Below are 25,122 nucleotides of genomic sequence, written 5' to 3'. Positions count from 1 at the left end.
CGGCCCTTCCCGGCATGTCCGGCTCACACGGCGCGGTCGGTGACCCGATCCCGGCCGTGTGACTGGACGCGCACCATGTGGTCGGGTTCCGCGACACAAGCACCGCACGCGTACAGGTCGCCCGTCGCACCGGGCGTACGGACGGAGCCGACCCACAGCACGCGCACGCCCCGGCGCCGGCAGTACAGCCAACGGGTGCCGGTCACCTACCGGTTCCCGTCGTCCGTCCGCGCGACGAGCGGCCACGCGTCCCGCCACGGCCGCGCGGTGGCCGGCGCGAACGTCACGCCGTGCCCCGCTCGCGGCGCGGCGCCCCCCTTGACGTGCAGAAAGCCCCCGGCCCGCTCGATCTCGCGCGCCACCTCGTCGTACTCCTGGGGCACCGACGAGATCATCGACCGCCACGCGGTGAGCACCGCCCCGGCGTCGCCGCCGCGCACCCGCTCGACGGCCCGCTCCAGCCCGTCGCGCCCGTGCGGCGGCAGCAGCCCCACGCGCTCCTCGATGACCTCCGTGATGTGCCAGCCGAACATCCCGGCGTACTCCGCGCACTCCTGGCGCGACGTCGTGATGTCCGTCGTGGGCGCGCCGCACAGACAGCTCACGCAGCGGAACCGCTCCATGGACCGGCGTCCTTCGGCGGCGCGCTCACCCCGTACCCGGCGTCAGGCGACCGCCGCGGCCGCGAGCCCCGTCCGCGCTCCCGCGCCGCACAGCGGGACCACCGCCGAGCGCTCGCCGAGCGCCCCGTCCCGGACGGCGGCCCAGCAGGCGACGCCGGTCGGTTCGACGTACAGGCCGCGTGCGGCCAGATCCCGCTGGGCGGCGGCCACCTGCTCCTCCGTCACGGTGAAGAAGGCGCCGCCCGAATCGCGTACGGCCCGCAGGATCTGCCGCGCCCGGGGCGGGCGGGGGATCGCGATGCCCTCCGCCGCGGTGGGCGCCGCCGGCGTCTCGCCCGCCAGGTCGTCGGCGCCGGCCCGCCAGGCCGCGGCGAGCGGGGCGACCGCCGCGGCCTGCACCGCGTACAGCGCCGGAGTCTTCGCGATGAGCCCCGCCGCGTGCAGTTCCCGCACGGCGAGCGCGGCGCCGAGCAGCAGCGTGCCGTTGCCGACGGGCAGCACGAGGGCGTCGGGCAGCCGGCCGCCGAGGTCCTCCCACAGTTCGTGGACGTAGGTCTTGGTGCCGTGGAGGAAGTAGGGGTTGTGGACGTGCGAGGCGTAGAACGTGCCGGGCAGGTCGGCGGCGGCCCGGGCCGCGCGGGCCGTCGCCTCGCGGTCGCCGTCGACCACTTCGAGCCGCGCCCCGTGCGCGCCGATCTGCTCCAGCTTCTTGGCCGACGTGCCGGCGGGCACGTACACGGTGCAGGGCAGCCCGGCCCGCGCGCAGTACGCGGCGAGGGCCGTGCCCGCGTTGCCGCTGCTGTCGGCGATGACGAGGTCGGGCCCGAGGCGGTGCGCGAGGGCGGCGAGCACGACCGCGCCCCGGTCCTTGAAGGAGAGCGTCGGCATCAGGAAGTCCACCTTGGCCCGCACACCGCCGGTCAGCTCCACCAAGGGCGTACGGCCCTCGCCGAGGGAGATCGCGGGCAGGGGCAGCGGCAGGCACTCGGCGTACCGCCACAGCGAGTTGACGCGGCCGGCCAGGGACGTGAGTGGCGCCGGGGTGGGGGAGAAGTCCAGGTCGAGGGGGCCGCGGCAGAGCGGACAGGCCCATTGGAGCGAGCCGGCGGGGACGCGGGTCCCGTCGAGGGGGCAGAAGCAGTCGGGCAGCGCGGACGCGGGGCCCGCATGGTCCATGACGGTCATGCGCGCAGGCTAGGCCGTACCCGTACCGCCTTTGCGTCAGGTCGACCGCCCACGCACCCCCGAACCAGCCATGTCTGACGCCACGTCAGGCCAGTCGTGGGGCGGATGAGGCCGACGAGGTGCGGCGGGCGGGGCCCGTCCGGTCGTGGGCCTTGTGGGATTCCTATGGATCAGCCAATCTTTCGTCCCGACGGAGGCGGGCCCCGTGGGGTCGGACGGCATACGCGTACGCCCGTATTGACATGCTCCTGACGATCATATGGACGCCTCCGCGCGTGTGGGCACCACCCGTTCGACTTCCCCCACCAGCGCACCACCTATTGAGGAGGACCCCTCAGATGGCAGTGATGCGTCATGCCCGCCGAAGAGTGGCCGGGATCAGCGCGACAGCGGTCGCGGCCCTCGCCCTCGGCGTCGTCTCCGCCGTCCCCGCCGACGCCCGGCCGGACCGCGCCGAAGGCAGGATCGAGAACGCCGGCGCCCCCGGCACGATCAAGAACAGCTACATCGTGAGCCTCGGCAAGGACGCCCCGAAGGCGCGCTCGGCCGCCGGCAAGGCCCTCGCCCAGCGGTACGGCGCCGAGATCGAGCGCACCTACGACAGGGCGCTCAACGGCTACGCGGTGGAGCTGACGGAGGCCGAGGCGAAGCGGTTCGCCGCGGACCCGGCGGTCGACGCCGTCGTCCAGAACCGGACGTTCACTGTCTCCGCGACCCAGAGCAACCCGCCCTCCTGGGGCCTGGACCGCATCGACCAGAAGGCGCTCCCGCTGGACCAGAAGTACACCTACCCGGACTCCGCGGGCGAGGGTGTCACGGCGTACGTCATCGACACCGGCCTGCGCATCACCCACAGCGACTTCGGCGGCCGCGCCTCCTACGGCTACGACGCCATCGACAACGACAACACCGCGCAGGACGGCCACGGCCACGGCACGCACGTCGCCGGCACCGTCGCGGGCACCCTGCACGGCGTCGCGAAGAAGGCCAAGGTCGTCGGCGTCCGCGTGCTGAACAACCAGGGTTCGGGCACCACCGCCCAGGTCGTCGCGGGCATCGACTGGGTGACCAAGAACGCCGTCAAGCCCGCCGTGGCCAACATGTCGCTCGGCGGCGGCGCCGACAGCGCCCTCGACACGGCCGTACGCAACTCCATCGCGTCCGGCATCACCTACGCGGTCGCGGCGGGCAACGAGTCCACCGACGCCTCGACCAAGTCGCCCGCGCGCGTGACGGAGGCCATCACCGTCGGCGCCACGACCAACACCGACGCCAGGGCCAGCTACTCCAACTACGGCAGCGTCCTCGACATCTTCGCCCCCGGCTCCTCGATCACCTCGTCGTGGAACACCGGCGACGCGGCGACCAACACCATCTCCGGTACGTCGATGGCCTCCCCGCACGTGGCGGGCGCGGCGGCGATCTACGTCGGCCAGAACCCCTCGGCGACCCCGGCGCAGGTCTCCACCGCGCTGGTCGACGCCGCCTCCACCGGCGTCGTCACCAACCCCGGCACCGGCTCGCCCAACCGTCTGCTGAACGTGACCGGCGGCACCACGAACCCGCCCGGCCCGAAGTTCACCAACGACACCGACTACGCGATCGCGGACAACGCCACGGCCGAGTCGCCCGTGACCGTGACCGGCGTCGCGGGCAACGCGCCCGCGGCCCTGAGCGTGCCGGTGACCATCCAGCACACCTACATCGGCGACCTCCAGGTCCAGCTGATCGCTCCCGACGGCACCGCCTACACCCTCAAGGCGTACGGCACCGGCGGCAGCGCGGACAACATCAACACCACGTACACCGTGAACGCCTCCTCGGAGACGGCCAACGGCACGTGGAAACTGCGTGTCAGCGACAACGCGGCGCAGGACACCGGCAAGATCGACTCCTGGGGCCTGCAGTTCTGAGTGACCTCGCCCCCGGATGACCCGCTCGCCCTCGTGGCACGGCCCGGGGCCCCCCACCCCTGGCCCGCCGCGAGGGCGAGACGCATATCCGGGCAAGCGTCCTGCGTAAAGACCTGCGGGGTCAGAAATCATCACTTCGAGTGATTCCTTGGCCTTGGGTTGCGGGCGACAACCCACGGTTGCCAGGCTGTAGCTGTCTGTCAACCTGATGGGAGTGGCCAGTGACTTTCGGTGAGCAGCCGGCGTATCTGCGGGTCGCGGGTGATCTCCGCAAGAAGATCGCCGACGGTTCGCTGCCGCCGCACGCCCGCCTCCCCTCGCAGGCCAGGATCCGCGAGGAGTACGGCGTGTCCGACACGGTCGCCCTGGAGGCGCGCAAGGTCCTGATGGCCGAGGGCCTGGTCGAGGGCCGCTCCGGTTCCGGCACGTATGTGCGCGAGCGCCCCGTCCCCCGCCGGATCGCCCGCACGGGCTACCGCGCGGTGGACGGCGGCTCCACCCCCTTCCGCCAGGAGCAGGCCGCCGAGGGCGCGCGCGGCACCTGGGAGTCCCGCAGCGAGCAGGCGGACGCGAGCGCCGCCGTCGCCGAGCGCCTCGGCATCCGCGCCGGCGAGCGCGTCATGTGCACCAAGTACGTCTTCCGGGACGCGGGGGAGGCCATGATGCTCTCCACGTCCTGGGAGCCCCTCGCCGTCACCGGCCGCACCCCCGTGATGCTCCCCGAGGAGGGCCCGCTGGGCGGCTGCGGCGTGGTGGAGCGGATGGCGGCCATCGACGTGGTGGTGGACAACGTCGCGGAGGAGGTCGGCGCCCGCCCCGGCCTCGCGGAGGAGCTGACGGCCCTCGGCGGCGTCCCCGGCCATGTCGTCCTCGTCGTCTCGCGGACGTACTACGCCTCGGGCCGCCCGGTCGAGACCGCCGACATTGTGGTCCCCGCCGACCGCTACCGCATCGCGTACCACCTCCCCGTGAAGTGAGCCCGCGCGCCGGCGGCCGCGCCCGCGTGAACGGGGGCGCGCCCGCGCGCACCGTGGCCGATTGCCTACCTCCACCGCCCCTGACGGGTATCTCTTCGTGCAAACGCGTATCCGCTGAGTAAAGGTCGGGCGTAGGCTCGGGCATATGCGGAGTGCGGTTTCCTTGGTGATCGAGGCGTGGCGCGCGCCCGGGCCGGCGAGCGGAGGGGCGCGATGAACGACGGGACGGATCTGCTGCCCTGGCTCGTCATACGGCAGGACGACAACGGCAACCGCTATCGCGTGGGCAGGTACGCGACGAAGGCGGAGGCCCAGAAGATCGCGGACAGCCTCGACGGGCGCGGGAACAAGCAGCTGTACTGGATCGAGAAGCTCAACCAGAACGCCTGACCGCCCCGCTCCGGCCCGCCGGCCGCCCTCTAGGCTCCGGCGCATGAACGAACGCATCGTGGCGGGCGCTGCCCTGTACGACGACGGACGCCTGCTCGCCGCGCGGCGCAGCGCGCCCCCCGAGCTGGCGGGCGGCTGGGAGCTGCCGGGCGGCAAGGTCGAGCCCGGCGAGCGGTGCGAGGACGCGCTGGCGCGCGAACTGCGCGAGGAGTTGGGCGTTGAGGCGGAGATCACCGAGCGGGTGCCGGGCGAATGGCCGCTCCCCAAGGGGTACGTCCTTCGGGTGTGGCGGGCCCGCCTCGTCTCGGGCGTGGCCCACCCCCTCCAGGATCACGACGAACTGCGCTGGCTCGCCCCTGACCAGGTGTGGTCGGTCGACTGGCTGGCCGCCGACGTGCCCGCGGTGACGGCGGCGCTCGCCCTCCCGCACACCACGCGCTGACTCCGCCTACGCCGTTCGTGCCACAGTGCGCCCCAGTACGCGGTAAAGCCGCCGCGATATCGGGTATGTGCCCATTAACCACCCGAAACCGGACAGGTTCTGCCTCTGGTCTGGAAGTGATCGGCGTGATCGACATCCAAGGCGACTGCGCCGAGTGGGACTTCCCCGCGGACCCCGGCGCCGTCCGCACCGCCCGCGCCGTCGTCCGCGACCAGCTCGGGACCTGGGGTCTCGCGCCCCTCGGCGACGTCACCGCCCTGCTCGTCAGCGAGCTGGTCACCAACTCCCTGCGGCACGCCTCCGGTCCCATCGGCGTACGCCTCGTACGCCCCGCCGATCCCCTGGGGACGCTCCTCGTGGAGGTGTCCGACCCGCTGCCCGACCCGCCCCTGGAGCGTGTCGCGGCCCTCGACGACGAGGGCGGGCGCGGGCTCCAGCTGGTGGCCCGCTCCTCGCGCCGCTGGGGCACCCGGCCGGGCCGTACGGGCAGGACGGGCAAGACGGTGTGGTTCGAGCTGGCGCTGCCGGGTTAGAAGACTGGCAGTGTGCGTAGAGCGTCGGGCACAAGAGCCGCACGGGCCAAAAAGCGTCGAGTCCGTGCTGTGATCGTGAACGCCGTGTGGCGCTGGTCCGTAGTGCTGGATACTGCGGTCAGCCGTACGCGGTGACCGGTGCCGGACGCGGTGAGCTGGAGGGGACGGTTCGCGTGAGCGAGATACCAGCGAAGGCGACGGAGCCCGAGGAGCCGTCGGGCGGTGCGCCCGGCTCCGGCGGGCTGCCCGCTCCCGGCGACAGGTCCGGCTCCGGCGACAGGTCCGGCTCCGGTCAGGGGGCCGGCTCCGGTGCGGGGTCCGTCGACGAGACCTGGCGGAGCAGCCCGCCCGGGTCGATATACGACCACATCCAGGTCGCCTCGTTCTCGATCGGCCCCGACGGCCTCGTCGACCAGTGGAGCGCCCGGGCCGAGCGCCTGTTCGGCGTGGCCGCGCGGGACGCCGTCGGCAAGGACCCCATCGAGGCCTTCGTGCCGCCCGAGCTGCGCGCGGGGAGCCACCGGAAGATGGCGGAGATCCTCGACGGGCGGGAGTGGACCGGTGTCGTCCCCTTCCGGCTGCCCGCGGACGCGGACGCGAAGGTCGGCGGCCCCGGCGCCGAGCCCGTCACGGAGGGCGTCGCCGAGGTCTACGTCATGCCGACCGGGACGCGGGACGGCGAGCGGGCCGCGGTCTGCATCGTCGTCGACGTCCGGGCGCTGCGGCGGATCGAGACGGACCTCGCCGCCTCGCAGGCCATTTTCGGACAATCTCCCTTCGGCTTCCTGCTGTTCGGCACGGATCTGCGCGTCCAGCGCGCCAACCGCCGGTTCGCCGACGTCTTCGGCGGCGGCGCCGAGGACCACCGCGGCCGCACCGTCCACGACTACCTCCCGCGCCACGAGGCCGACCGCATGGCCGCCGCCCTGAAGCGGGTCCTGGAGACCGGCGAAGCGGTGACGGACATGCAGATCGTGGGCCCGGCGCCCGGCAGCACCGAGCGCAGGCACTGGTCGATCGACCTCTACCGCGTGCACAGCGGCGCGGGCCGCCCCATCGGCGTCGCGGGCCTCGGCACCGACGTCACCCGGCGGCACGCCGCCGCCCGCGAGGCCGCCCAGGCCCGCCGCAACCTCGCCCTCCTGAACGAGGCGGGCGCCCGCATGGGCAACTCCCTCGACCTGGAGACGACCGCCCGCGAACTCCTCGACGTCACCGTCCCCGGCTTCTGCGACCTCGCCTCCGTCGACCTCTACCAAGGCCTGCTCGCCGGCGACGAGGCACCGCCCGGCCTCGCCGACGGCAGCGCGGAACTGCGCCGGGTCGCCTACGCCAGCGCCGTCGCCGACGTGCCGTTCCCGGACGGCGGCGCGCCCGTCGCCGTCGGGGCCGTGCACCGCTTCCCGTTCACCTCGCCCTGCGCCGAGGCCCTGCGCGCCGCCCGGCCCCGGCTGACCAGCGCCCGGGACGAGGACTCCGCGAGCCGCCTCACCGGCGGGCTCATCCAGTCCACCCTCGCCGTGCCGATGGTCGCCCACGACACGGTGGTCGGCCTCGCCCAGTTCTCCCGTACCAAGGGCAGCGAGCCCTTCGGCGAGCGCGACCGCGCGCTCGCCGTCGAGCTGGCCGCGCGCGCCGCCGTTTGCATCGACAACGCCCGCCTCTACCGCCGCGAGCACGAGCGCGCGCTGATACTGCAGCGGTCCCTGCTCCCGCCCGGCGACCCCGAGGCCTCCGGCCTGGACATCGCCTGCCGCTACCTGCCGGGCAACGCGGCCACGGAGGTCGGCGGCGACTGGTTCGACGTCATCGAACTGCCCGGCCACCGCACCGCGCTGGTCGTCGGCGACGTCATGGGGCGCGGGCTGCGCGCCGCCGTCGCCATGGGCGAGCTGCGCACCGCCGTGCGCACCCTCGCCCTGCTCGACCTCGAACCGGCCGAGGTGCTCTCCGCGCTCGACGAGATCGCCCGCGGCCTCGGCAACCCCGCGGGTCCCCAGCAGAACACCCGCGCGGCCCGCAAGGCGGCCGACGCCGACCTCAGCGAGGTCTACCTCGCCACCTGCGTCTACGCGGTCTACGACGCCGTCACCCGGCGCTGCACGTTCGCCAACGCCGGACATCTGCCGCCCGTCCTCGTCGAGTCCGGGGACCCCGACCGGCTCGCGCTCATGCTCGACGTACCGCCGGGCCTGCCGCTCGGCGTCGGCGGCGAACCCTTCGAGGACGTCGAGGTCGAACTGCCCGAGGGCGCCCTCCTCGCGCTCTACACCGACGGCCTCGTCGAATCCCGCGACCACCCGCTGGACGAGGGCCTGAACGCGTTCGTACGGGCCCTCGGCGACGCGCCGCCCGCCCTGGAGGACGTCTGCGACCACGTCCTGAACAGCCTCCACACCCACCACGGCGAGGACGACATCGCGCTCCTCATGGCCCGCGTCCAGGGCCTGCCCGCCGAGCACGTCGGCGACTGGACGCTGCCGCGCGACCCCAAGTCGGTGGGCCGCGCCCGCGAACTGGCCTGCGACCAACTGCGCGCCTGGGACCTGGAGCAGCTCTGCGACAACGCGGAACTGCTCGTCAGCGAGCTGGTCACCAACGCCCTGCGGTACGGCGAGGGCGAGATCAGGCTGCGCCTGCTGCTCGACCGCACCCTGGTCTGCGAGGTCTGGGACGGCGGCTTCGTCCAGCCCCGGCGCCGCCGGGCCCGCGACACCGACGAGGGCGGGCGCGGCCTCCAGCTGGTCGGCCTGCTCAGCGCCGCGTGGGGCTCGCGCAGGACACCACGCGGCAAGACGGTGTGGTTCGAACTCCCCCTCCCCGACGGCGAAACCGAACCAATGGACGCGGCAGAAGCCCTCCTGAGCCTCTTCTGACCCGCTCCGTCCCGGCCGCGCCCGCTCCGCCTGCCCGGCTCGCCCTGCCCGGCCCGTCCTGCCCTGTCTGCCGTGCCGGTCGGGGGGTCGAGCATCTTCTGGGGGTCCTCGGCCTGGTCGAGGAGTGCGTTGACGTTCGCCTTGGCGAGCCGGCCCACACGGCCGAGGATGGTCTGCTTCGTCATGGCCTGGTCCTCCTGATACGAGGGTCGAGAGGGACGTACGCGATGTGCCGCCGGGCCTCAGAACCTGCCGCCCCCGCCCCGGCGCCCCCGCGTCCCCCCGCCGCCGAAGCTCCCCGGCCCGCCCCCGCCGAAGCCACCACCCCCGAAACCACCGCCTCCGTAGCCGCCGCCCCCGCGCCCCCCGCCCCCGGACAACTCGCCCAGGATGATCCCGCCGAGGACCGCGCCCCCCATGCCCCCGCCGCCCGAGCCGAAGCCCCCGTAGGGGTTGCCGTAGCCGCGCACGTCCCGCTCGGCGAGCTGGTGTGCCTGCCGGGCCAGGGAGTCCGCCCGCTGGGCCGCCGCGAGCGCGGCCGCGGCGTCCCCGTCCTCGGCGGCCTCCGCCCGCGCCAGGAGCCGCCCGGCCTCGGCCAGCCGTGTCCTGGCCTCGCTGCCGACGGCACCGCGATGCGTGGTGACGTGGTCCATGGCCGCCCCGACGGCGCTGCGCGCGGTGAGCAGGGCCTGGCCGAGCAGATCACGGGAGCGCCGGTCGGTGACCTCGCGCTCCCGGGCACCCGCCAGCGCCGCGTCGAGCGCCGCGTCGGCCTCCTCCACGCGGCGCAGGGCGGCGATCGGGTCGTGGGGGCCGGCCGCGAGCTGCCCCCGCACCTCGGCGGCCACCGCCTCGGCGCGGGCGACGCGGCCCCGCAGGTCCGCCGTGGGCGCCCCGGCCGCGGTGCCGTCGAGGAGGCCGCGCGCGTCGGCGAGGTCGGCCTCCGTCTCGGCGAGCGCGGCCGGCAGCCGCTCGGCGGCCTGCGCCAGTTCACCGGCCAGGCGGTCGACGGCGGCCACGAAGGTGCCCGCCTGGTCGACGGCGCCCTCGGCGGCCCGCAGATGCACGGCCGCCGCGCCGCCCTCGCCCGCGTCGAGCGACTGCCGGGCCGCGTTGAGGTGCGTGGTGGCGAAGACGAGGCGGTCCTTGGCCTGCTCGACATGGCCGACCACGGCCGCGGTGGCGGTCGCCGCGTACGTCCGGCGCAGCCCCGCCAAAGTGTCCGCGGCGGCACTCGTACGCGCCGCGACCTGCCGGAACACCGCCTCGGTGTGCTCCAGGGCCCCGGCGGCGTTCTTCTCCAGGGCGCGCAGCTCGTCGAAGGCGGCACTCTGCTCGTCCAGCAGGCGGTCGGCCGCCGCGCAGCGCGCGAGGATCTCGTCCAGCATGCGGCGCCGGGTCGGCTCGTCCTCGGGCAAGGCATCGTCCAGCTCCTGCCGCAGCCGGAACGCCGCCGTCAGCTCCGCCTGCGCGTACGCCAGCGCCTCACCGAAGGGCCTGACCGCTTCCTCACCGAACTGCGCGGTCGCGAAGCCCAGTTCCTCGGTGCTCGTACGGATCGCGTCGTCGCTCTCCACGAGGAGCAGCCGGGCCCGCTTGTCCAGCTCGGGCAGCGGCGTGAGGTCCTTGCCCGCACGCCCGCCCGCACCGCCCTGGCCGCCGCCCGGTGTCGTACGCGTCGTGAGCCGTTTCTTGCGCCGCCGGTGGGCGACCGTCGCGGCGACCCCGGCCGCGCCGGCCGCCAGCACGGGCAGCACCAGGTCACCGGCCACGGACTCGTCACCGCCGGAACCGCCCCCGCCGGGGTCGGCCGCCCCCGGGGTGAGGGACGGGAGCGGCACGGGGTCGCCCGCGAGGACCGCCCGGTAGCCGTTCGCGGCGCCGATGGCGGCCCTGGCCCAGTCGTTCTCGCGCAGGGCGGGCCGGATCGCGGTGGTGGCGACCTTCCGGAGCCGCGCGTCACTGAGCCGTGAGTCGTCGTCCACCGAGTAGGCGAACTGCCGGTCGTGGGTGGCGACGGCGAGCAGTACGTCGTCCGGGCCCAGGCCGTTGCGCTCGGCGGTGGCGTCCGCCCAGCCCTGCGCGGAACGGCCGGAGAAATCACGTACGTACACGACGAAGAGCTGTACCGCGCGGCCGTCATAGAGCCGGTCCAGGGCCCGCTCGGCGGCCTCCGCACGGTCCCCGAGGGCGCCCACCCGGTCGGTGGTCCGGCCGGTGCGGGAGAGCGTGACGGGGTCCTCGGCGGCGGCGGGCGAGGGGCACGGCAGCGCACACCAGGCGAGCAGCACGGCCACGGCGACCGCGGCTGCCCGCGAGGCTCCGGACGGGGTCGGCGTCACATGGGGGAGCGTATGACCCCCTCCGGGGTGCCGCGACCTGGGAAGCGCGCCCCCGGGCCCAGGGGCGCGGGAGCGTCAGGGCGTGCCGCCGAACGAGCGGCGGTAGGAGCGGGGCGGCACCCCGCGGCGGCGCACGAACTGCTCGCGCAGCACGGCCGCGCTGCCGTATCCGACGCGGCGGGCGATCTCCTCGACCGGCAGGTCCGTGGTCTCCAGGAGCTCCTCGGCGCCGCTCAGCCGCAGGCTCCGCAGCCAGGCGTGCGGGGTGGTGCCGGTCGCGGCGGTGAAGCGGCGGGCGAAGGAGCGCTTGCTCATCATGGCGCGCCGGGCCAGTTCCGCGACGGGCAGCGGCTCGTGGAGGTTCGCGCGGGCCCAGGCGAGCACCTCGGCGAGCCGCTCGTCCCGGCAGTCCTCGGGGGCGGGGGCGGCCAGGTACTGCGCCTGCCCGCCGTCGCGGTGCGCGGGCAGCACCACGTCCCGGGCGACCGCGTTGGCCATCGCCGCCCCGTGCTCGCGGCGCAGCAGGTGCAGGCAGAGGTCGAAGCCGGCGGCGGCGCCCGCGCCCGTGACGACGCGTCCTTCGTCGACGTAGAGGGCGTCCGGTTCGACGGAGACCTCCGGGTGGCGGCGGGCGAGCAGGTCGGCGAACCGCCAGTGGGTGGTGGCCCGCCGCCCGTCGAGCAGCCCGGCCGCGGCGAGGGCGAAGGCGCCGACGCAGTGGGCCGCGACCAGCGCGCCGCGCTCGTGGGCGGCCGACAGCGCGTCGAGCACGGCGGGAGGGGGCGGGGTGCGGAAGCCGGCCCCCGGCAGGGCGATGACCAGATCGGCGCGGGCGAGCCGGTCCAGGCCGTGCGCGATGCTCAGCGGCACGCCGAGATCGGTGGGCACGGCCCCGGGACGGTCGGCGCACAGCGCGAAGTCGAAGCCGGGCACGGCCTCGCCGTGCGGACCGAACACCTCGCTGACGATGCCGACGGCGAGCATGCCGACTCCGGGCGGGGCGTACGCGGCGATGGTCTCGAAGGGAGGCACGCGCGCAGTCTGACAGCCGTGGCAGCAATCCTGCGATCAGCGGCAGCTGTGCCACTCGTACCCGCACGTCCCGCCCGGCAGGATCAAGGACATGACAGAAGCACCGCTCGGCCGCAGCGCGGCGTACACGATCCTGACCACCGGTTACGTCGGCTCCACCGGCCCCGGAGTCGCCGCCACCGTCTCCTACATAGCCGACGCCGGACGGCACGTGATCTTCGACCCGGGCATGGTCGCGAGCCGCGACGACATCCTCGCCCCCCTCGCGGAACTGGGGCTCGGCCCCGACGACATCACCGACGTGGTGCTCAGCCACCACCACCCCGACAACACCATGAACGTGGGCCTCTTCGGGCGGGCCCGGGTGCACGACCACAAGGTGGAGTACCGAGGCGACCAGTGGAGCAACCGCGACGCGGAGGGCCACGAACTCACCCCCTCGCTCCGGCTGATCCGCACCCCGGGCCACAGCACCGAGGACATCACGCTGCTCGCGGGGACGGACGAGGGCGTGGTGGCCTTCGCCGGTGACCTGTGGTGGCACGCGCAGGGCCCGGCGGACGACCCGGTCGCCCCGGACCGCGAGGTCCTGCGCGCCTCCCGGCAGCGGGTCGTCGAGGCCGCCGACCTGATCGTGCCGGGCCACGGCGGCCCGTTCACGCCGGACGACAGCACGCCCCGCTAGGTACGGTGATCACGTGCGGACGCCCCAGGGGTGGGCCCGCGCGGGGGAGGGACGGGGATGAGCGGTGTCTGGACGGGGGTACGGGAACGCGTGCTCGCCCTGCGCGAGGCGCCGAACTGGCAGGCGGTGTTCGGCGCGGACTTCCACACGTACGGCCACCGGTTCGAGCTGCTTCCCGTGCTGACGGAGGAACAGGTCGCCGCGGTCGAACGGCATCGCGGCGTGACCTTCCCCGCGGAGTACCGCGCCTTCCTCCTGGAGGTCGGCGCGGGCGGGGCGGGCCCCGACTACGGCCTGTTCCCCGTGCGGCCGGTCGAGCCGGACGCCCCCGTGGAACCGGGCACGCCTGCCGGGCCGGGCACGCATCCCGAGCGGGACGCGCCGCCCGCGAGCGACCACTCCGCACTCCTCTTCCGCCCCGAACGCACCCGCGAACTGGCCGCCCACCAGGAGGCGCAGCCCCTGCGTGCGGACTACGGCGACACGGCGGCGGACGAGGAACGGTTCCGCCGCGACCTCCACGCCTGGGACACCCGCGAGGACGAACTCCTGGACGCCCTGTCCGAGGGCACGCTCTGCGTGAGCTCCCAGGGCTGCGGCTACTACACGCTGCTCGCCCTCACCGGCCCCGCGCGCGGCACGATGTGGCACGACGCGAGGGCGGCTGCCGAAGGCCTGCTCCCGGTCGAGATCATCGGCGGACCGGGCCGCCTCACCTTCGCCCCCTGGTACCTCCACTGGCTGCACCACGCGGAACGCCAGGCAGCGCGACCGCCCGCCGCCCCCGGCCACCCGCCGGCCTGACGAGCCCGCCCCCGGAGGCGGGCTCCGGCGGTTACTCCCCCCGCCGCCGGATCTTGTTGCCCAGCCACACCAGCGGATCGTACTTGCGGTCGACGGCCCGCTCCTTCAAGGGGATCAGCGCGTTGTCCGTGATCTTGATCCCCTCGGGGCACACCTCCGTACAGCACTTGGTGATGTTGCAGTAGCCGAGCCCGTGCTCGTCCTGCGCGGTCCGCTTGCGGTCCAGGCCGGCCTGTGTCGCCGCGTCCAGCGGGTGCATGTCCAGCTCGGCGACCCGCATCAGGAAGCGCGGCCCGGCGAAGGCCGCCTTGTTCTCCTCGTGGTCACGCACCACATGGCAGGTGTCCTGGCACAGGAAGCACTCGATGCACTTGCGGAACTCCTGCGAGCGGTCCACATCGACCTGCCGCATGCGGTACTCGCCGGGCCCGAGCCCCTCGGGCGGCACGAAGGCCGGCACTTCCCGCGCCTTCGTGTAATTGAAGCCGACGTCCGTCACCAGGTCCCGCACCACCGGGAACGCCCGCAGCGGCGTCACCGTGATCACCTCGTCGCGGCCGAAGACCGACATGCGCGTCATGCACATCAGCCGGGGCCGGCCGTTGATCTCCGCCGAGCACGAACCGCACTTGCCCGCCTTGCAGTTCCAGCGCACCGCCAGGTCGGGGGCCTGGGTGGCCTGGAGGCGGTGGACGATGTCGAGGACCACCTCGCCCTCGTTGACCTCGACCCCGAAGTCCTTCAGGCCGCCCCCGTCCGCGTCCCCGCGCCAGATTCTGAACCGCGCCTCGTACGAACTCGCACTCACTCGTACAGCTCCTCTTCAGCCAGGTACTTGACCAACTCCTCCTTCTCGAAGAGGGCGAGCAGGTCCGGACGGATGGGCTCCGTCGTCACGCGGTCGAGGTCGATCTGGCCGTGCACGGCGTCGGTCCCCGCCAGCCCCTCGGTGGGGTCCGCGAGCCGGCACAGCAGATTGGCGCGCCGCCACTCGCGGCTCATCGCCGGGTGGTCCTCGCGGGTGTGGCCGCCGCGGCTCTCCGTGCGCTCCAGGGCGGCCCGCGCCACGCACTCGCTGACCAGGAGCATGTTGCGCAGGTCGAGCGCGAGGTGCCAGCCGGGGTTGAACTGGCGGTGGCCCTCGACCCCGGCCCGCCGGGCCCGCACCCGCAGCTCCGCCAGCTTGTCCAGGGCCCGCGCCATCTCGGCCTCGCGGCGGATGATGCCGACCAGGTCGTTCATGGTCTGCTGGAGCTCCTGGTGCAGGGTGTACGGATTCTCCGGGGCCGCCCCGGCCTGCCGCCCCTCGGCGCTGAAGGGCCGCAGCGCCTCGGCCGCCGCGGCGTCCACCTGCGCCTCGTCCACCGCGGGCCGCGCGGCGAGCCCGGACGCGTACCGCGCCGCGTGCAGCCCCGCCCGGCGCCCGAAGACGAGCAGGTCGGACAGGGAGTTGCCGCCCAGCCGGTTGGAGCCGTGCATGCCGCCCGCGACCTCACCCGCGGCGTAGAGCCCCGGCACCCCGCGCGCGGCCGCGCTGTCGGACTCCACCGCGATGCCGCCCATCACGTAGTGGCAGGTGGGCCCGACCTCCATCGCCTCGGCGGTGATGTCGACGTCCGCCAGCTCCTTGAACTGGTGGTACATCGACGGCAGCCGGCGCTTGATGACCTCGGCGGGCATGCGCGTCGACACGTCCAGGAAGACACCGCCGTGCGGCGAGCCGCGGCCCGCCTTGACCTCGGAGTTGATGGCGCGGGCGACCTCGTCGCGCGGGAGCAGCTCGGGGGGCCGGCGGTTGTGGTCCGGGTCGTCGTACCAGCGGTCGCCCTCCTCCTCCGACTGCGCGTACTTCTCCTTGAAGACATCGGGGATGTAGTCGAACATGAACCGCTTGCCCTCGGAGTTGCGCAGCACCCCGCCGTCGCCGCGCACGGACTCGGTGACGAGGATGCCCTTGACCGACGGCGGCCAGACCATGCCCGTCGGGTGGAACTGCACGAACTCCATGTTCAGCAGCGGCGCCCCGGCCAGCAGCGCGAGCGCGTGTCCGTCGCCCGTGTACTCCCAGGAGTTGGACGTCACCTTGAACGACTTGCCGATGCCGCCGGTCGCGAGGACCACGCCGGGTGCTTCGAGCACGAAGAACCGGCCCGACTCCCGGTCATAGCAGAAGGTCCCGCTGACCCGGTCGCCGTCCTTCAGCACCCGTGTGACCGTGCACTCCTGGAAGACCTTCAGGCGCGCCTCGTAGTCACCGAACTCGCGGAAGTCCTCCTGCTGGAGCGAGACGATCTTCTGCTGGAGCGTGCGGATCAGTTCGAGGCCGGTGCGGTCGCCGACGTGCGCGAGACGCGGATACTCGTGTCCGCCGAAGTTGCGCTGGGAGATCCGCCCGTCCGGCGTACGGTCGAACAGGGCGCCCCACGTCTCCAGCTCCCAGACCCGGTCCGGGGCCTCGCGGGCGTGCAGCTCCGCCATCCGCCACTGGTTGAGGAACTTGCCGCCGCGCAGGGTGTCGCGGAAGTGGACCTGCCAGTTGTCGCCGGAGTTCACATTGCCCATGGAAGCCGCGATGCCGCCCTCGGCCATCACCGTATGGGCCTTGCCGAACAGCGACTTGCAGATGACGGCCGTACGAGCGCCCTGCTCACGCGCCTCGATCGCGGCCCGCAGACCCGCGCCCCCGGCCCCCACCACGACGACGTCCCACTGCTGCCGCTCCACTTGGGCCATCAGAACAACCTCGGATCGTCGAAGGCGCCGGACGCGATCAGGTACACGTAGAAGTCGGCGAGCGCCACGCTCACCAACGACGCCCAGGCAAGCAGCATGTGACGGGCGTTCAGCTGGCCGACCCACTGCCACATCCGGTAGCGGACCGGATGCTTGGAGAAGTGCTTGAGCTTGCCCCCGACGATGTGCCGGCAGGAGTGGCAGGAGAGCGTGTACGCCCAGATCAGGGTGATGTTGAGGAGGAAGACGAGCGTGCCGAGGCCCATGTGGCCCCACGCGTAGTCCTCGTCGCGGAACGCGAGCACCGTGTCGTACGTGAGGATGCCCGCGACGGGCACGGCCGCGTAGAAGAAGTACCGGTGGATGTTCTGCAGGATCAGCGGGAAACGGGTCTCACCGGTGTACTTCTTGTGCGGCTCGGCCACCGCGCAGGCGGGCGGGGACGCCCAGAAGCCGCGGTAGTACGCCTTGCGGTAGTAGTAGCAGGTCAGCCTGAAGCCCAGTGGGAAGATCAGGATGAGCAGCGCGGGGGACAGGCCCCACCAGCCGCCGAAGACCTCCCAGTTGGGGCCGGAGCGCATGGGCGCGCAATTCTCGGCCAGGCACGGCGAGTAGAACGGCGAGACGTAGGGCGCCTGGTAGTAATCCGCGTTCGCGAAGGCCCGCCAGGTCGAGTAGACGACGAAGGCGAGCAGTCCGGCTGCGGTCGCCGCGGGCGCGAGCCACCAGCGGTCGGTCCGCAGATGGGCGGCGGCGATAGCGGCGCGCGTGCCGTCGCGCACTCCGCCGCCGCGGGCCGGTCCGCTCTTCGGTCGGGGTTCCGTGCCGGTGGCCAACGAGGCTCCACTCCTTCGTCCTCGGGTACCTCGGGTCGGGGCTGGCTTTCGGGGCTCTTTCGGGGCTGGCTTTCGGGGTGGGCCGCCGGGATGGGCTGCCGGGTCCGGCCGCCGGGGGTGGCGCGCGGGGTGGCTCACGGGGGGGGGGGGGGGAGGGTCCGCCGCGGCGGTGCGTCAGGGGGCGCGGCGGTCGCGGCCGCCCAGGCCCTCGTCGTCGCAGTCCCCGGCGTTCGTCCACAGCGCGCTGTCGTACGGCGTGTCGGAGATGGTCACGAGATCCGGCCCGCGCGGCTGCTCACCCTCCCCCGGAAGCGGCGGCGCGGCCGAGGCGCGCAGCAGGGCGACGCTCTCGCGCAGCCGGTCCGCGTCGGCGCGCACGCGGCGCACGTCGACGCCCGCCAGCCGGCCGCCGGCCTGCTGCTCCAGCCTGCCGACCGTGCGGGCCAGCTCCTCCGCGCGGTGCTGAACGGCCGTCAGTTCGTCGTGCAGAGCCATGACTTGCCCTCACTTCGGAGTGTGCGGTGGCAACGCTCATGCGCCTGCGAGTGTCGCGCGTCACATCCCGGCTTGTGAAGAGATCTGCGCCGATTGCCGGATCGGGGACGGTGAATGCGCCGCGACACGCGCCTATCGCGCCTATCGCGCCGATCCCGACCGGCAGCGACCGATCCCGCGCCGGCGAGGGTCGGCGGGCTGTAGGGGCGGTGAGGGTGGGGGGGCGGGCCGAGGTGGCTGCCCGGCCCATTGGGCCGCACGGGTGGCATCTGGGGGCCCGCACGCCGTGGCGCCGCCGCGCGGTCCGCCCGGTCACCTTCAGTGGGGCCATAGATGTGATCAGCTCCATATACCGCCAAACGTGATCAAACCCGGCCCGGTCCTGGTAGCGGGCGGCCGGGCGAGCCCCGGACCCCGGAGGTACCACCCATGTCCCACGACCGCGTCAGGGCCAGATCTGTCGTGTTCCTCGCGACGGGGGTGCTGGCCCTGCCCGCCCTCGCCGGCTGCAGCTCGAACGACGAGGCCGGCCGGCCCGTCGCGGGTCAGGACGTCGCCCCGGCGGGCCGGGACATGGTCGCCGACGGCGGGACCGTGAACTGGGCGCTCGACGCGCTGCCCGAGACCCTCAACACCTTCCAGTCCGACGCCGACACGGGCACCTCGCGGATCGCGGGCGCCGTCCTGCCGAACCTGTTCCGCCTCGACGCGCAGGGCAGGACGCAGCGCAACGCCGACTTCCTGGAGTCGGCCAAGGTCGTCGAGCGCGAGCCCCGCCAGGTCGTCCTGTACAAGCTCAACCAGCAGGCCGTCTGGAGCGACGGCCGGGAGATCGGCGCCGACGACTTCGCCGCGCAGTGGCGGGCCCTGTCCGGCAAGGACACCGCGTACTGGACGGCCCGCAACGCCGGCTACGACCGCATCGAGAAGATCGAGCGCGGCGCGAACAACCTGGAGGTGCGGGTCACCTTCGCCAAGCCGTACGCGGACTGGCGCTCCCTCTTCTCGCCGCTGTACCCGAAGCAGGTCATGGGCGCCCCCGACTCCTTCAACGACGGCGCCCGCCGCAAGCTGAAGGTCACCGCGGGCCCCTTCGCCCTCTCGGCCATCGACCGCAAGGCCGGCGAGGTGACACTCGGCCGCAATCCGCGCTGGTGGGGCCGGCCGGCGAAGCTCGACAAGCTGGTGCTGCGCCGGGTCTCGCGGGGGGAGCGCGCCGAGGCACTGGCCAAGGGCAAGGTCGACCTCGCCGAGATCGACGCCACGGAAGCCGGGCGGATCTCGCTCGCCGGACGCGACCCGGCGGACCAGGGCGCCCTGGCCCAAGGCCCCGCCGCCCGGCTCACCCCCGCCAAGGCGCTGCGCTCCTGGGCCATCGCCCACGGCTCCGACGAGAAGGCGGCGGCGGCCGAGGCCGAGGCGCGCCAGAAGATCCGCAAGGCCGTGAAGAAGTACGCGACCGAACAGGCGGGCCTGACCGGCTACGTGGTCCGCAAGTCGCTGGAGCCCGCCTACACCCAGCTCGCCCTCAACGGCTCCAGCGGTCCGCTGGCCGACGACCGGGTGCGCCGGGCGGTGGCCCGCGCCCTGGACCGCGAGGAGCTGGCCGAGGCGGTGCTCAAGCCGCTCGGCCTGCCCGCGAAGCCGGTCGGCAGCCACCTCGCCCTCGCCGGGCAGGAGGCGTACGCGGACAACAGCGGGGCGCTCGGCGAGCAGGACACCGCCGAGGCGCGGGCGCTGCTCGCGGACGCGGGCTGGACGCCGGGCGCGGCCCTGAAGGACAAGAAGCCGAAGACGGCGGGCGGAGAGGCCGGTTCCGGGTCGCAGTCCGGGGCGGGTCAGGAGGGGGACGACTCCGGTCAGGAGGCGGGCGACGGCACGTACGTCGTCGGTGAGGGTGACGACAAGCCTGCCGACAACAGCGCCTCCGTCCTGGCTCCCGCGCCCGCCGCCGCCTACCAGAGGGCCGCCCTCGCCCGGCAGGCCGACGTCCTGGAGCTGCCCGGCGAGCCGGACGTGAAGAACAAGTCCGACGCGAAGCGGAAGGCGGACGCGAAGAAGGCGAACGCCAAGAAGAAGAACGTTAAGAAGAAGAACGCCGAGAAGAGGAACGCCGAGAAGACGAGCGCCAAGAAGGCGAGCGCGAAGAAGCAGAACGCCAAGAGGAGGGACGCCGCCGACCGCACCGGGCAGCACGACGACCGCCACTCCGCCGTGCAGTCCCACTCCCGGGACCGCGCCAAGGGCGGCGCTCCTGGCGCGTACGCCCCCAAGGGCACCGCGGCCCCCGCCGCCGCGAGCGGACCGCTCGCCAAGGACGGCAAGGCCCTCACCCTGCGCTTCGTACTGCCCTCCGGAGAGGGCTCGGAGCCCCTGCGGGCGGTGGCCGACCGGATCTCGCGGATGCTGGAGAGGATCGGCGTGCGCACCGAGACGGCGCGGGTCTCCGACACCAGCTACTTCAAGGACCACATCGCGTCCGGCCAGTACGACCTCGCCCTGTACTCCTGGCCCGCGTCGGCCTTCCCGGCCACGGACGCCCGGCCGATCTTCGCCAAGCCGGTCCCGGCCGCGGACGGCTCCCTGAACGTCGAGCAGAACTACACGCGGGTCGGCACCGACCACATCGACCAGCTGTTCGACCAGGCGGTGAGCGAACTGGATGAAGAAACGTCACGCTCCTTGGTGCGCAAGGCCGACGCCCGCATCTGGGCCGAGGCCGGCTCCATCCCGCTCTACCAGCGCCCCCAGCTGGTGGCCGCCCGGCCGAACCTCGCCAACGCGGGAGCCTTCGGCTTCCAGGCCCCGCGCTATGAGGACATCGGCTTCCTGAAGCAGGGCGCCAAGTCCTCGGGCTCACCGTCGGCGAAGTGACGTACGCCTCGTCCAGGTGACGTACACGATCTCTTCACGGGACCGACGCTCAGATTCCGCTCAACTCCCTTGCCCGCCGACCACCCCGGCGGGCAAGGTCGTACCTACCCATTGACCTGCGGTTTCACCCCTGACGCCCGTCCCTCGGGCGAGCTGTCACCACCCCCCGAAAACCCCCCGCGGGGGCCGCCTCCGCGCGAGCCACGTAGACTGGGGTAAGGCCGTGGCGTGTTGTCTGCCCGGCAGGGCCGCGTACCGGACCGTACGCGACGCCGTCCACTCTTCCCGGGAGAACCGCAGCTGTATGCCCACGCGCCATGACATTCGTAACGTCGCCATCGTCGCCCACGTCGACCACGGCAAGACGACCATCGTCGATGCCATGCTCAAGCAGGCCGGTGCCTTCGCCGCCCACGCCGCGGAGTCGCTCGACGACCGCATGATGGACTCGAACGACCTGGAGCGTGAGAAGGGCATCACGATCCTGGCCAAGAACACGGCCGTCAAGTACCACCCCAAGAGTGGTGGCGAGCCCATCACCATCAACATCATCGACACCCCCGGCCACGCCGACTTCGGTGGCGAGGTCGAGCGCGGCCTGTCGATGGTGGACGCGGTCGTCCTGCTCGTCGACGCCTCCGAGGGTCCGCTGCCGCAGACCCGCTTCGTGCTCCGCAAGGCCCTCCAGGCCCGGATGCCGGTCATCCTGTGCATCAACAAGACCGACCGCCCGGACTCCCGGATCGACGAGGTCGTCAACGAGACGTACGACCTCTTCCTCGACCTGGACGCCGACGAGGACCAGATCGAGTTCCCGATCGTCTACGCCTGTGGCCGTGACGGCATCGCCTCGCTGACCAAGCCGGAGGACGGCACCGTCCCGGCCGACAGCGACAGCCTGGAGCCGTTCTTCACCACGATCCTGGAGCACGTCCCCGCTCCGGAGTACGACGAGTCGGCCCCCCTCCAGGCCCACGTCACCAACCTGGACGCCGACAACTTCCTCGGCCGCATCGCGCTCTGCCGCGTCGAGCAGGGCGAGCTGCGCAAGGGCCAGACCGTCACGTGGATCAAGCGCGACGGCACCCAGCAGAACGTCCGCATCACCGAGCTGATGATGACCGAGGCGCTCACCCGCAAGCCCGCCGAGAAGGCCGGCCCGGGCGACATCTGCGCCATCGCCGGTATCGCGGACATCATGATCGGCGAGACCCTGGCCGACCCCGAGAACCCGATCGCGCTGCCGCTGATCACGGTCGACGAGCCGGCGATCTCCATGACCATCGGCACCAACACCTCGCCGCTGGTCGGCAAGGGCGGCAAGGGCCACAAGGTCACCGCCCGCCAGGTGAAGGACCGCCTGGACAAGGAGCTGATCGGCAACGTCTCGCTCCGCGTCCTGGACACCGAGCGCCCCGACGCCTGGGAGGTGCAGGGCCGCGGTGAGCTGGCGCTGGCCATCCTCGTCGAGACCATGCGCCGGGAAGGCTTCGAGCTGACCGTCGGCAAGCCCGAGGTGGTCACCAAGGAGATCAACGGCAAGGTCCACGAGCCGATCGAGCGCATGACGATCGACTCGCCCGAGGAGCACCTCGGCGCCATCACGCAGCTGATGGCGACCCGCAAGGGCCGCATGGAGACCATGACGAACCACGGTTCGGGCTGGATCCGCATGGAGTGGATCGTCCCGTCCCGCGGCCTCATCGGCTTCCGCACGGAGTTCTTGACCCAGACCCGCGGCACCGGCATCGCGCACTCCATCTTCGAGGGCCACGAGCCGTGGTTCGGCGAGCTGAAGACGCGCAACAACGGCTCCCTGGTCGCCGACCGCGCGGGCACGGTCACGCCGTTCGCGATGATCAACCTCCAGGAGCGCGGTGTCATCTTCACCGAGGCCGGCACCGAGGTGTACGAGGGCATGATCATCGGTGAGAACTCGCGCTCCGACGACATGGACGTGAACATCACCAAGGAGAAGAAGCTCACCAACATGCGCGCCGCCTCCGCGGACTCCACGGAGAACGTCGTGCCGCCGCGCAAGCTCTCCCTGGAGCAGTCCCTGGAGTTCTGCCGCGACGACGAGTGCATCGAGGTGACCCCGGAGACCGTGCGCATCCGCAAGGTCGTCCTGGACCAGAAGGAGCGCGGCCGCACCGCGTCGCGCGCCAAGCGCGGCTGACGTCCGCGTTCCCACAGGCGCCGCCGGCCGGTAAACCTCCGGCGGTGCCCGTGGGGCCGATGAGGCCGGTTTCCACCACCCCCGAGGGGAGTTGGGCGGAAGCCGGCCTCTCGCGTTTGTGCTGGCGGTACGGTGTGGCCACGTACCGCCACTGTCGCGTGAAGACGCCCGCGGCAACTCCTTTTTGCCCCCGGAGTGTCCGGTATACGGACGTCACTGACCGTTAGATGGGTAACACGTCCGTTTCGCAACCATCTATCTAGGATCGGTTTGTCCGGATTTTGGAAGTTGTCCGTGCCAGGTGTGATTGAACCGAGACCAAAAGGGTGTGGTCGACCGGTACCGCATGGCTAATAGTTGACCGCGTATAGCTCGGGTCAATGGGTCACGCGCTGTGGGGAGCGCCGACTCACGAGCACACTGGGGTACTCGATCTTCGCCGTCAGGGGTGTCGGCGCGATCACCCGTACCCCCTCTCGCAGTGAACAAGTGGACTCATGAGGAGGAACCCCATGCGTGGTGCCAAGAGCGCCAAGTGGGTCGCGATAGCCGGTGTTGTGGCTTTGACTGCCACCGCTTGTGGTGGCGGCGACAGCGACAACGGCAACAGCGGAAAGGTCGACCCCAAGGGGATCGTCAGCTACGCCAACGGTGAGCCGCAGAACGCCCTGCAGCCGTCCAACACCATGGAGGCGTACGGCAGCGTCGTCATCGACGCGCTCTTCACCGGGCTTGTCCACTACGACAAGCAGGGCAACATCACGTACGAGAACGCCGAGTCGGTCACCCCCGACAAGGCGAACAAGGTGTGGACCGTCAAGCTCAAGCAGGGCTGGAAGTTCCACAACGGCGAGGCGGTCACCGCCAAGTCGTACGTCGACGCCTGGAACTGGGCCGCCGACCCGGCCAACGGCCAGCAGAACAGCTCCTGGTACCGCGACATCGTCGGCTACGACGACGTCCACCCGGCCAAGGGCAAGGCCAAGAAGAAGGCCATGTCCGGCCTGAAGGTCGTCGACGAGAACACCTTCACCATCACGCTGAAGAACGGCATCCCGTACTACGCGTACAAGCTGGTCTACAAGCCCTTCTTCCCGATGCCCTCGGCCGCGCTGAAGGACCCGAAGAAGTACGGCGAGTCGCCGGTCGGCAACGGTCCCTACAAGTTCAAGAGCTGGGACCACAAGAAGTCGATCCAGGTCACCGCCTGGTCCGGCTACAAGGGCGAGGACAAGCCCAAGAACGGCGGCATCAACTTCAAGGCGTACAACAAGGACACGGCGGCCTACGCCGACCTGAAGTCCGACAACGTCGACACCATGCCGCTGGTCCCGAACAGCGAGATCGCCAACTTCAAGCAGGACTTCGGCGACCGCGCGATCGACATGGACTTCTCGGCTCTCAACACGATCAACTTCGCCTTCTACACCAAGCAGTGGAAGGACATCGACGTCAAGGTCCTCCAGGGCCTGTCGATGGCGATCGACCGCGACACCATCGCCAAGACGGTGTTCCACGGCACGCGTGAGGCCGCCACCGGCTGGGTCGCCAAGGGCGTCAAGGGCTACCAGAGCGACGCCTGTGGCGAGTACTGCAAGTTCGATCCGAAGAAGGCCAAGAAGGCCATCAAGGACGGCGGCGGCGTCCCCGGCAACAAGATCTCCATCCAGTACAACGCCGACCAGCCGCACAAGGACTGGGTCGTCGCGGTCTGCAACTCGATCACCAACGCGACCGGCGTCAAGTGCGTCGGCGACCCGGTGACCGACTTCGCGGCGGACACGGAGATCCGTGACCAGAAGAAGGTCAAGTCGATGTACCGCTCCGGCTGGGTGCTCGACTACCCGTTCAACGGCAACTTCCTCGCCGACCTCTACGGCACGGGCGTCGACGGCAACAAGGGCGGCTTCTCGGACAAGAAGTTCGACGAGCTGACCGCCAAGGCCGACAAGGCCAAGTCCATCGACGAGTCCGCGAAGCTCTACCAGCAGGCCGAGAAGCGCCTGACGGAGACCTTCCCGGGCATCCCGCTCTGGTACAACAAGACGCTCTCCGCGTACTCGAAGAACGTGAAGAAGGTCGAGTTCGACCAGGCCGGCGACCCGATCCTCACCGAGGTCGAGGTCTTCGAGAAGTAGCAGTCGTCGGAGTTCCGCTCCCGCGAAGCGACGCCCGGCGATCCCGGGCGTCGCTTCGCGGGCGG

Annotated in this window: 20 protein-coding genes and 1 pseudogene; 11 read left to right on the top strand and 10 right to left on the bottom strand. The window is 72.2% G+C overall.

The genetic code is table 11. From position 1 onward, the window contains the following. Window positions 1–23 precede the first annotated feature (23 nt). From ABZ385_RS27980 to ABZ385_RS27970, 3 genes are read right to left on the bottom strand one after another with little or no spacing between them, the layout of a single operon-like run. Complete coding sequence (locus ABZ385_RS27980; RefSeq protein ID WP_358588798.1) at window positions 24–206, bottom strand: hypothetical protein; 183 nt, start codon at window positions 204–206, stop codon at window positions 24–26. Next, window positions 207–623 (bottom strand): hypothetical protein, encoded by a 417-nt coding sequence (locus ABZ385_RS27975; protein ID WP_358588800.1) that lies wholly within the window; start codon window positions 621–623, stop codon window positions 207–209. Between the two features lie 42 nt (window positions 624–665). After that, window positions 666–1,799: a pyridoxal-phosphate dependent enzyme gene (locus ABZ385_RS27970; RefSeq protein ID WP_358913681.1), complete on the bottom strand. Its 1,134-nt coding sequence runs from the start codon at window positions 1,797–1,799 to the stop codon at window positions 666–668. A gap of 347 nt (window positions 1,800–2,146) precedes the next feature. Here ABZ385_RS27970 and ABZ385_RS27965 point away from each other — a divergent pair, with 347 nt between their 5' ends. From ABZ385_RS27965 to ABZ385_RS27940, 6 genes are all read left to right on the top strand, one after another. Further along, entirely contained in the window at window positions 2,147–3,721 is a 1,575-nt protein-coding gene (locus tag ABZ385_RS27965) for a S8 family peptidase (RefSeq protein ID WP_358588802.1), read from the top strand. 221 nt (window positions 3,722–3,942) lie between these two features. Then, complete coding sequence (locus ABZ385_RS27960; protein WP_358913673.1) at window positions 3,943–4,698, top strand: GntR family transcriptional regulator; 756 nt, start codon at window positions 3,943–3,945, stop codon at window positions 4,696–4,698. Window positions 4,699–4,911: 213 nt separating this feature from the next. Then, entirely contained in the window at window positions 4,912–5,088 is a 177-nt protein-coding gene (locus ABZ385_RS27955; RefSeq protein ID WP_358588805.1) for an SPOR domain-containing protein, read from the top strand. 43 nt (window positions 5,089–5,131) lie between these two features. Continuing rightward, on the top strand, window positions 5,132–5,530 hold the full coding sequence (locus ABZ385_RS27950; RefSeq protein ID WP_358913672.1) for a (deoxy)nucleoside triphosphate pyrophosphohydrolase: 399 nt from the start codon (window positions 5,132–5,134) through the stop codon (window positions 5,528–5,530). 116 nt (window positions 5,531–5,646) lie between these two features. After that, window positions 5,647–6,063, top strand: a complete 417-nt coding sequence (locus ABZ385_RS27945; RefSeq protein WP_358588808.1) for an ATP-binding protein — start codon at window positions 5,647–5,649, stop codon at window positions 6,061–6,063. Between the two features lie 173 nt (window positions 6,064–6,236). Continuing rightward, window positions 6,237–8,939, top strand: coding sequence for a SpoIIE family protein phosphatase (locus ABZ385_RS27940; protein WP_358913671.1), 2,703 nt, complete (start codon window positions 6,237–6,239; stop codon window positions 8,937–8,939). A gap of 86 nt (window positions 8,940–9,025) precedes the next feature. Here the strand turns inward: ABZ385_RS27940 and ABZ385_RS27935 are convergent. The 3 genes and pseudogenes from ABZ385_RS27935 to ABZ385_RS27925 all read right to left on the bottom strand — a co-directional run. Further along, window positions 9,026–9,124 (bottom strand): annotated as a pseudogene (locus tag ABZ385_RS27935) (PspA/IM30 family protein); the annotation flags it as partial. A gap of 57 nt (window positions 9,125–9,181) precedes the next feature. Then, window positions 9,182–11,236 carry a TPM domain-containing protein gene (locus ABZ385_RS27930; protein ID WP_358913680.1) on the bottom strand — a complete coding sequence of 685 codons (2,055 nt, stop codon included), beginning with the start codon at window positions 11,234–11,236 and terminating at the stop codon, window positions 9,182–9,184. Window positions 11,237–11,356: 120 nt separating this feature from the next. Then, on the bottom strand, window positions 11,357–12,265 hold the full coding sequence (locus ABZ385_RS27925) for a helix-turn-helix domain-containing protein (protein ID WP_358913679.1): 909 nt from the start codon (window positions 12,263–12,265) through the stop codon (window positions 11,357–11,359). 139 nt (window positions 12,266–12,404) lie between these two features. Between ABZ385_RS27925 and ABZ385_RS27920 the strand changes: the two genes are divergently transcribed. Both ABZ385_RS27920 and ABZ385_RS27915 read left to right on the top strand, forming a co-directional pair. After that, window positions 12,405–12,998, top strand: coding sequence for an MBL fold metallo-hydrolase (locus tag ABZ385_RS27920; protein WP_358913670.1), 594 nt, complete (start codon window positions 12,405–12,407; stop codon window positions 12,996–12,998). 57 nt (window positions 12,999–13,055) lie between these two features. Next, window positions 13,056–13,802 (top strand): SMI1/KNR4 family protein, encoded by a 747-nt coding sequence (locus ABZ385_RS27915; protein WP_358913669.1) that lies wholly within the window; start codon window positions 13,056–13,058, stop codon window positions 13,800–13,802. 31 nt (window positions 13,803–13,833) lie between these two features. Here ABZ385_RS27915 and ABZ385_RS27910 read toward each other — a convergent pair whose 3' ends face one another. The 4 genes from ABZ385_RS27910 to ABZ385_RS27895 form a co-directional block, all read right to left on the bottom strand. After that, window positions 13,834–14,610 (bottom strand): succinate dehydrogenase/fumarate reductase iron-sulfur subunit, encoded by a 777-nt coding sequence (locus ABZ385_RS27910; RefSeq protein ID WP_358583839.1) that lies wholly within the window; start codon window positions 14,608–14,610, stop codon window positions 13,834–13,836. Continuing rightward, window positions 14,607–16,535, bottom strand: coding sequence for a fumarate reductase/succinate dehydrogenase flavoprotein subunit (locus ABZ385_RS27905; protein ID WP_358913668.1), 1,929 nt, complete (start codon window positions 16,533–16,535; stop codon window positions 14,607–14,609). The genes ABZ385_RS27910 and ABZ385_RS27905 overlap by 4 nt, the downstream gene beginning before the upstream one ends. Then, on the bottom strand, window positions 16,535–17,371 hold the full coding sequence (locus ABZ385_RS27900) for a hypothetical protein (RefSeq protein ID WP_358913667.1): 837 nt from the start codon (window positions 17,369–17,371) through the stop codon (window positions 16,535–16,537). The genes ABZ385_RS27905 and ABZ385_RS27900 overlap by 1 nt, the downstream gene beginning before the upstream one ends. A gap of 174 nt (window positions 17,372–17,545) precedes the next feature. Further along, window positions 17,546–17,866 (bottom strand): hypothetical protein, encoded by a 321-nt coding sequence (locus ABZ385_RS27895; protein WP_358913666.1) that lies wholly within the window; start codon window positions 17,864–17,866, stop codon window positions 17,546–17,548. A 429-nt stretch (window positions 17,867–18,295) separates the two neighbouring features. Between ABZ385_RS27895 and ABZ385_RS27890 the strand changes: the two genes are divergently transcribed. The 3 genes from ABZ385_RS27890 (at window position 18,296) to ABZ385_RS27880 (ending at window position 25,057) form a co-directional block, all read left to right on the top strand. Further along, complete coding sequence (locus ABZ385_RS27890) at window positions 18,296–20,740, top strand: ABC transporter family substrate-binding protein (RefSeq protein WP_358583845.1); 2,445 nt, start codon at window positions 18,296–18,298, stop codon at window positions 20,738–20,740. A gap of 304 nt (window positions 20,741–21,044) precedes the next feature. After that, window positions 21,045–22,919 (top strand): translational GTPase TypA, encoded by a 1,875-nt coding sequence (typA, locus tag ABZ385_RS27885; RefSeq protein ID WP_358583847.1) that lies wholly within the window; start codon window positions 21,045–21,047, stop codon window positions 22,917–22,919. A gap of 512 nt (window positions 22,920–23,431) precedes the next feature. After that, window positions 23,432–25,057, top strand: coding sequence for an ABC transporter substrate-binding protein (locus ABZ385_RS27880; protein ID WP_358583848.1), 1,626 nt, complete (start codon window positions 23,432–23,434; stop codon window positions 25,055–25,057). Window positions 25,058–25,122 lie beyond the last annotated feature (65 nt).

The sequence above is a fragment of the Streptomyces sp. NPDC005898 genome, from assembly GCF_040629635.1.
In the GTDB taxonomy this organism is placed as follows: domain Bacteria; phylum Actinomycetota; class Actinomycetes; order Streptomycetales; family Streptomycetaceae; genus Streptomyces.
Note: the sequence above shows the minus strand (reverse complement) of the source record. Positions and strands in the feature narration are given on the sequence as shown.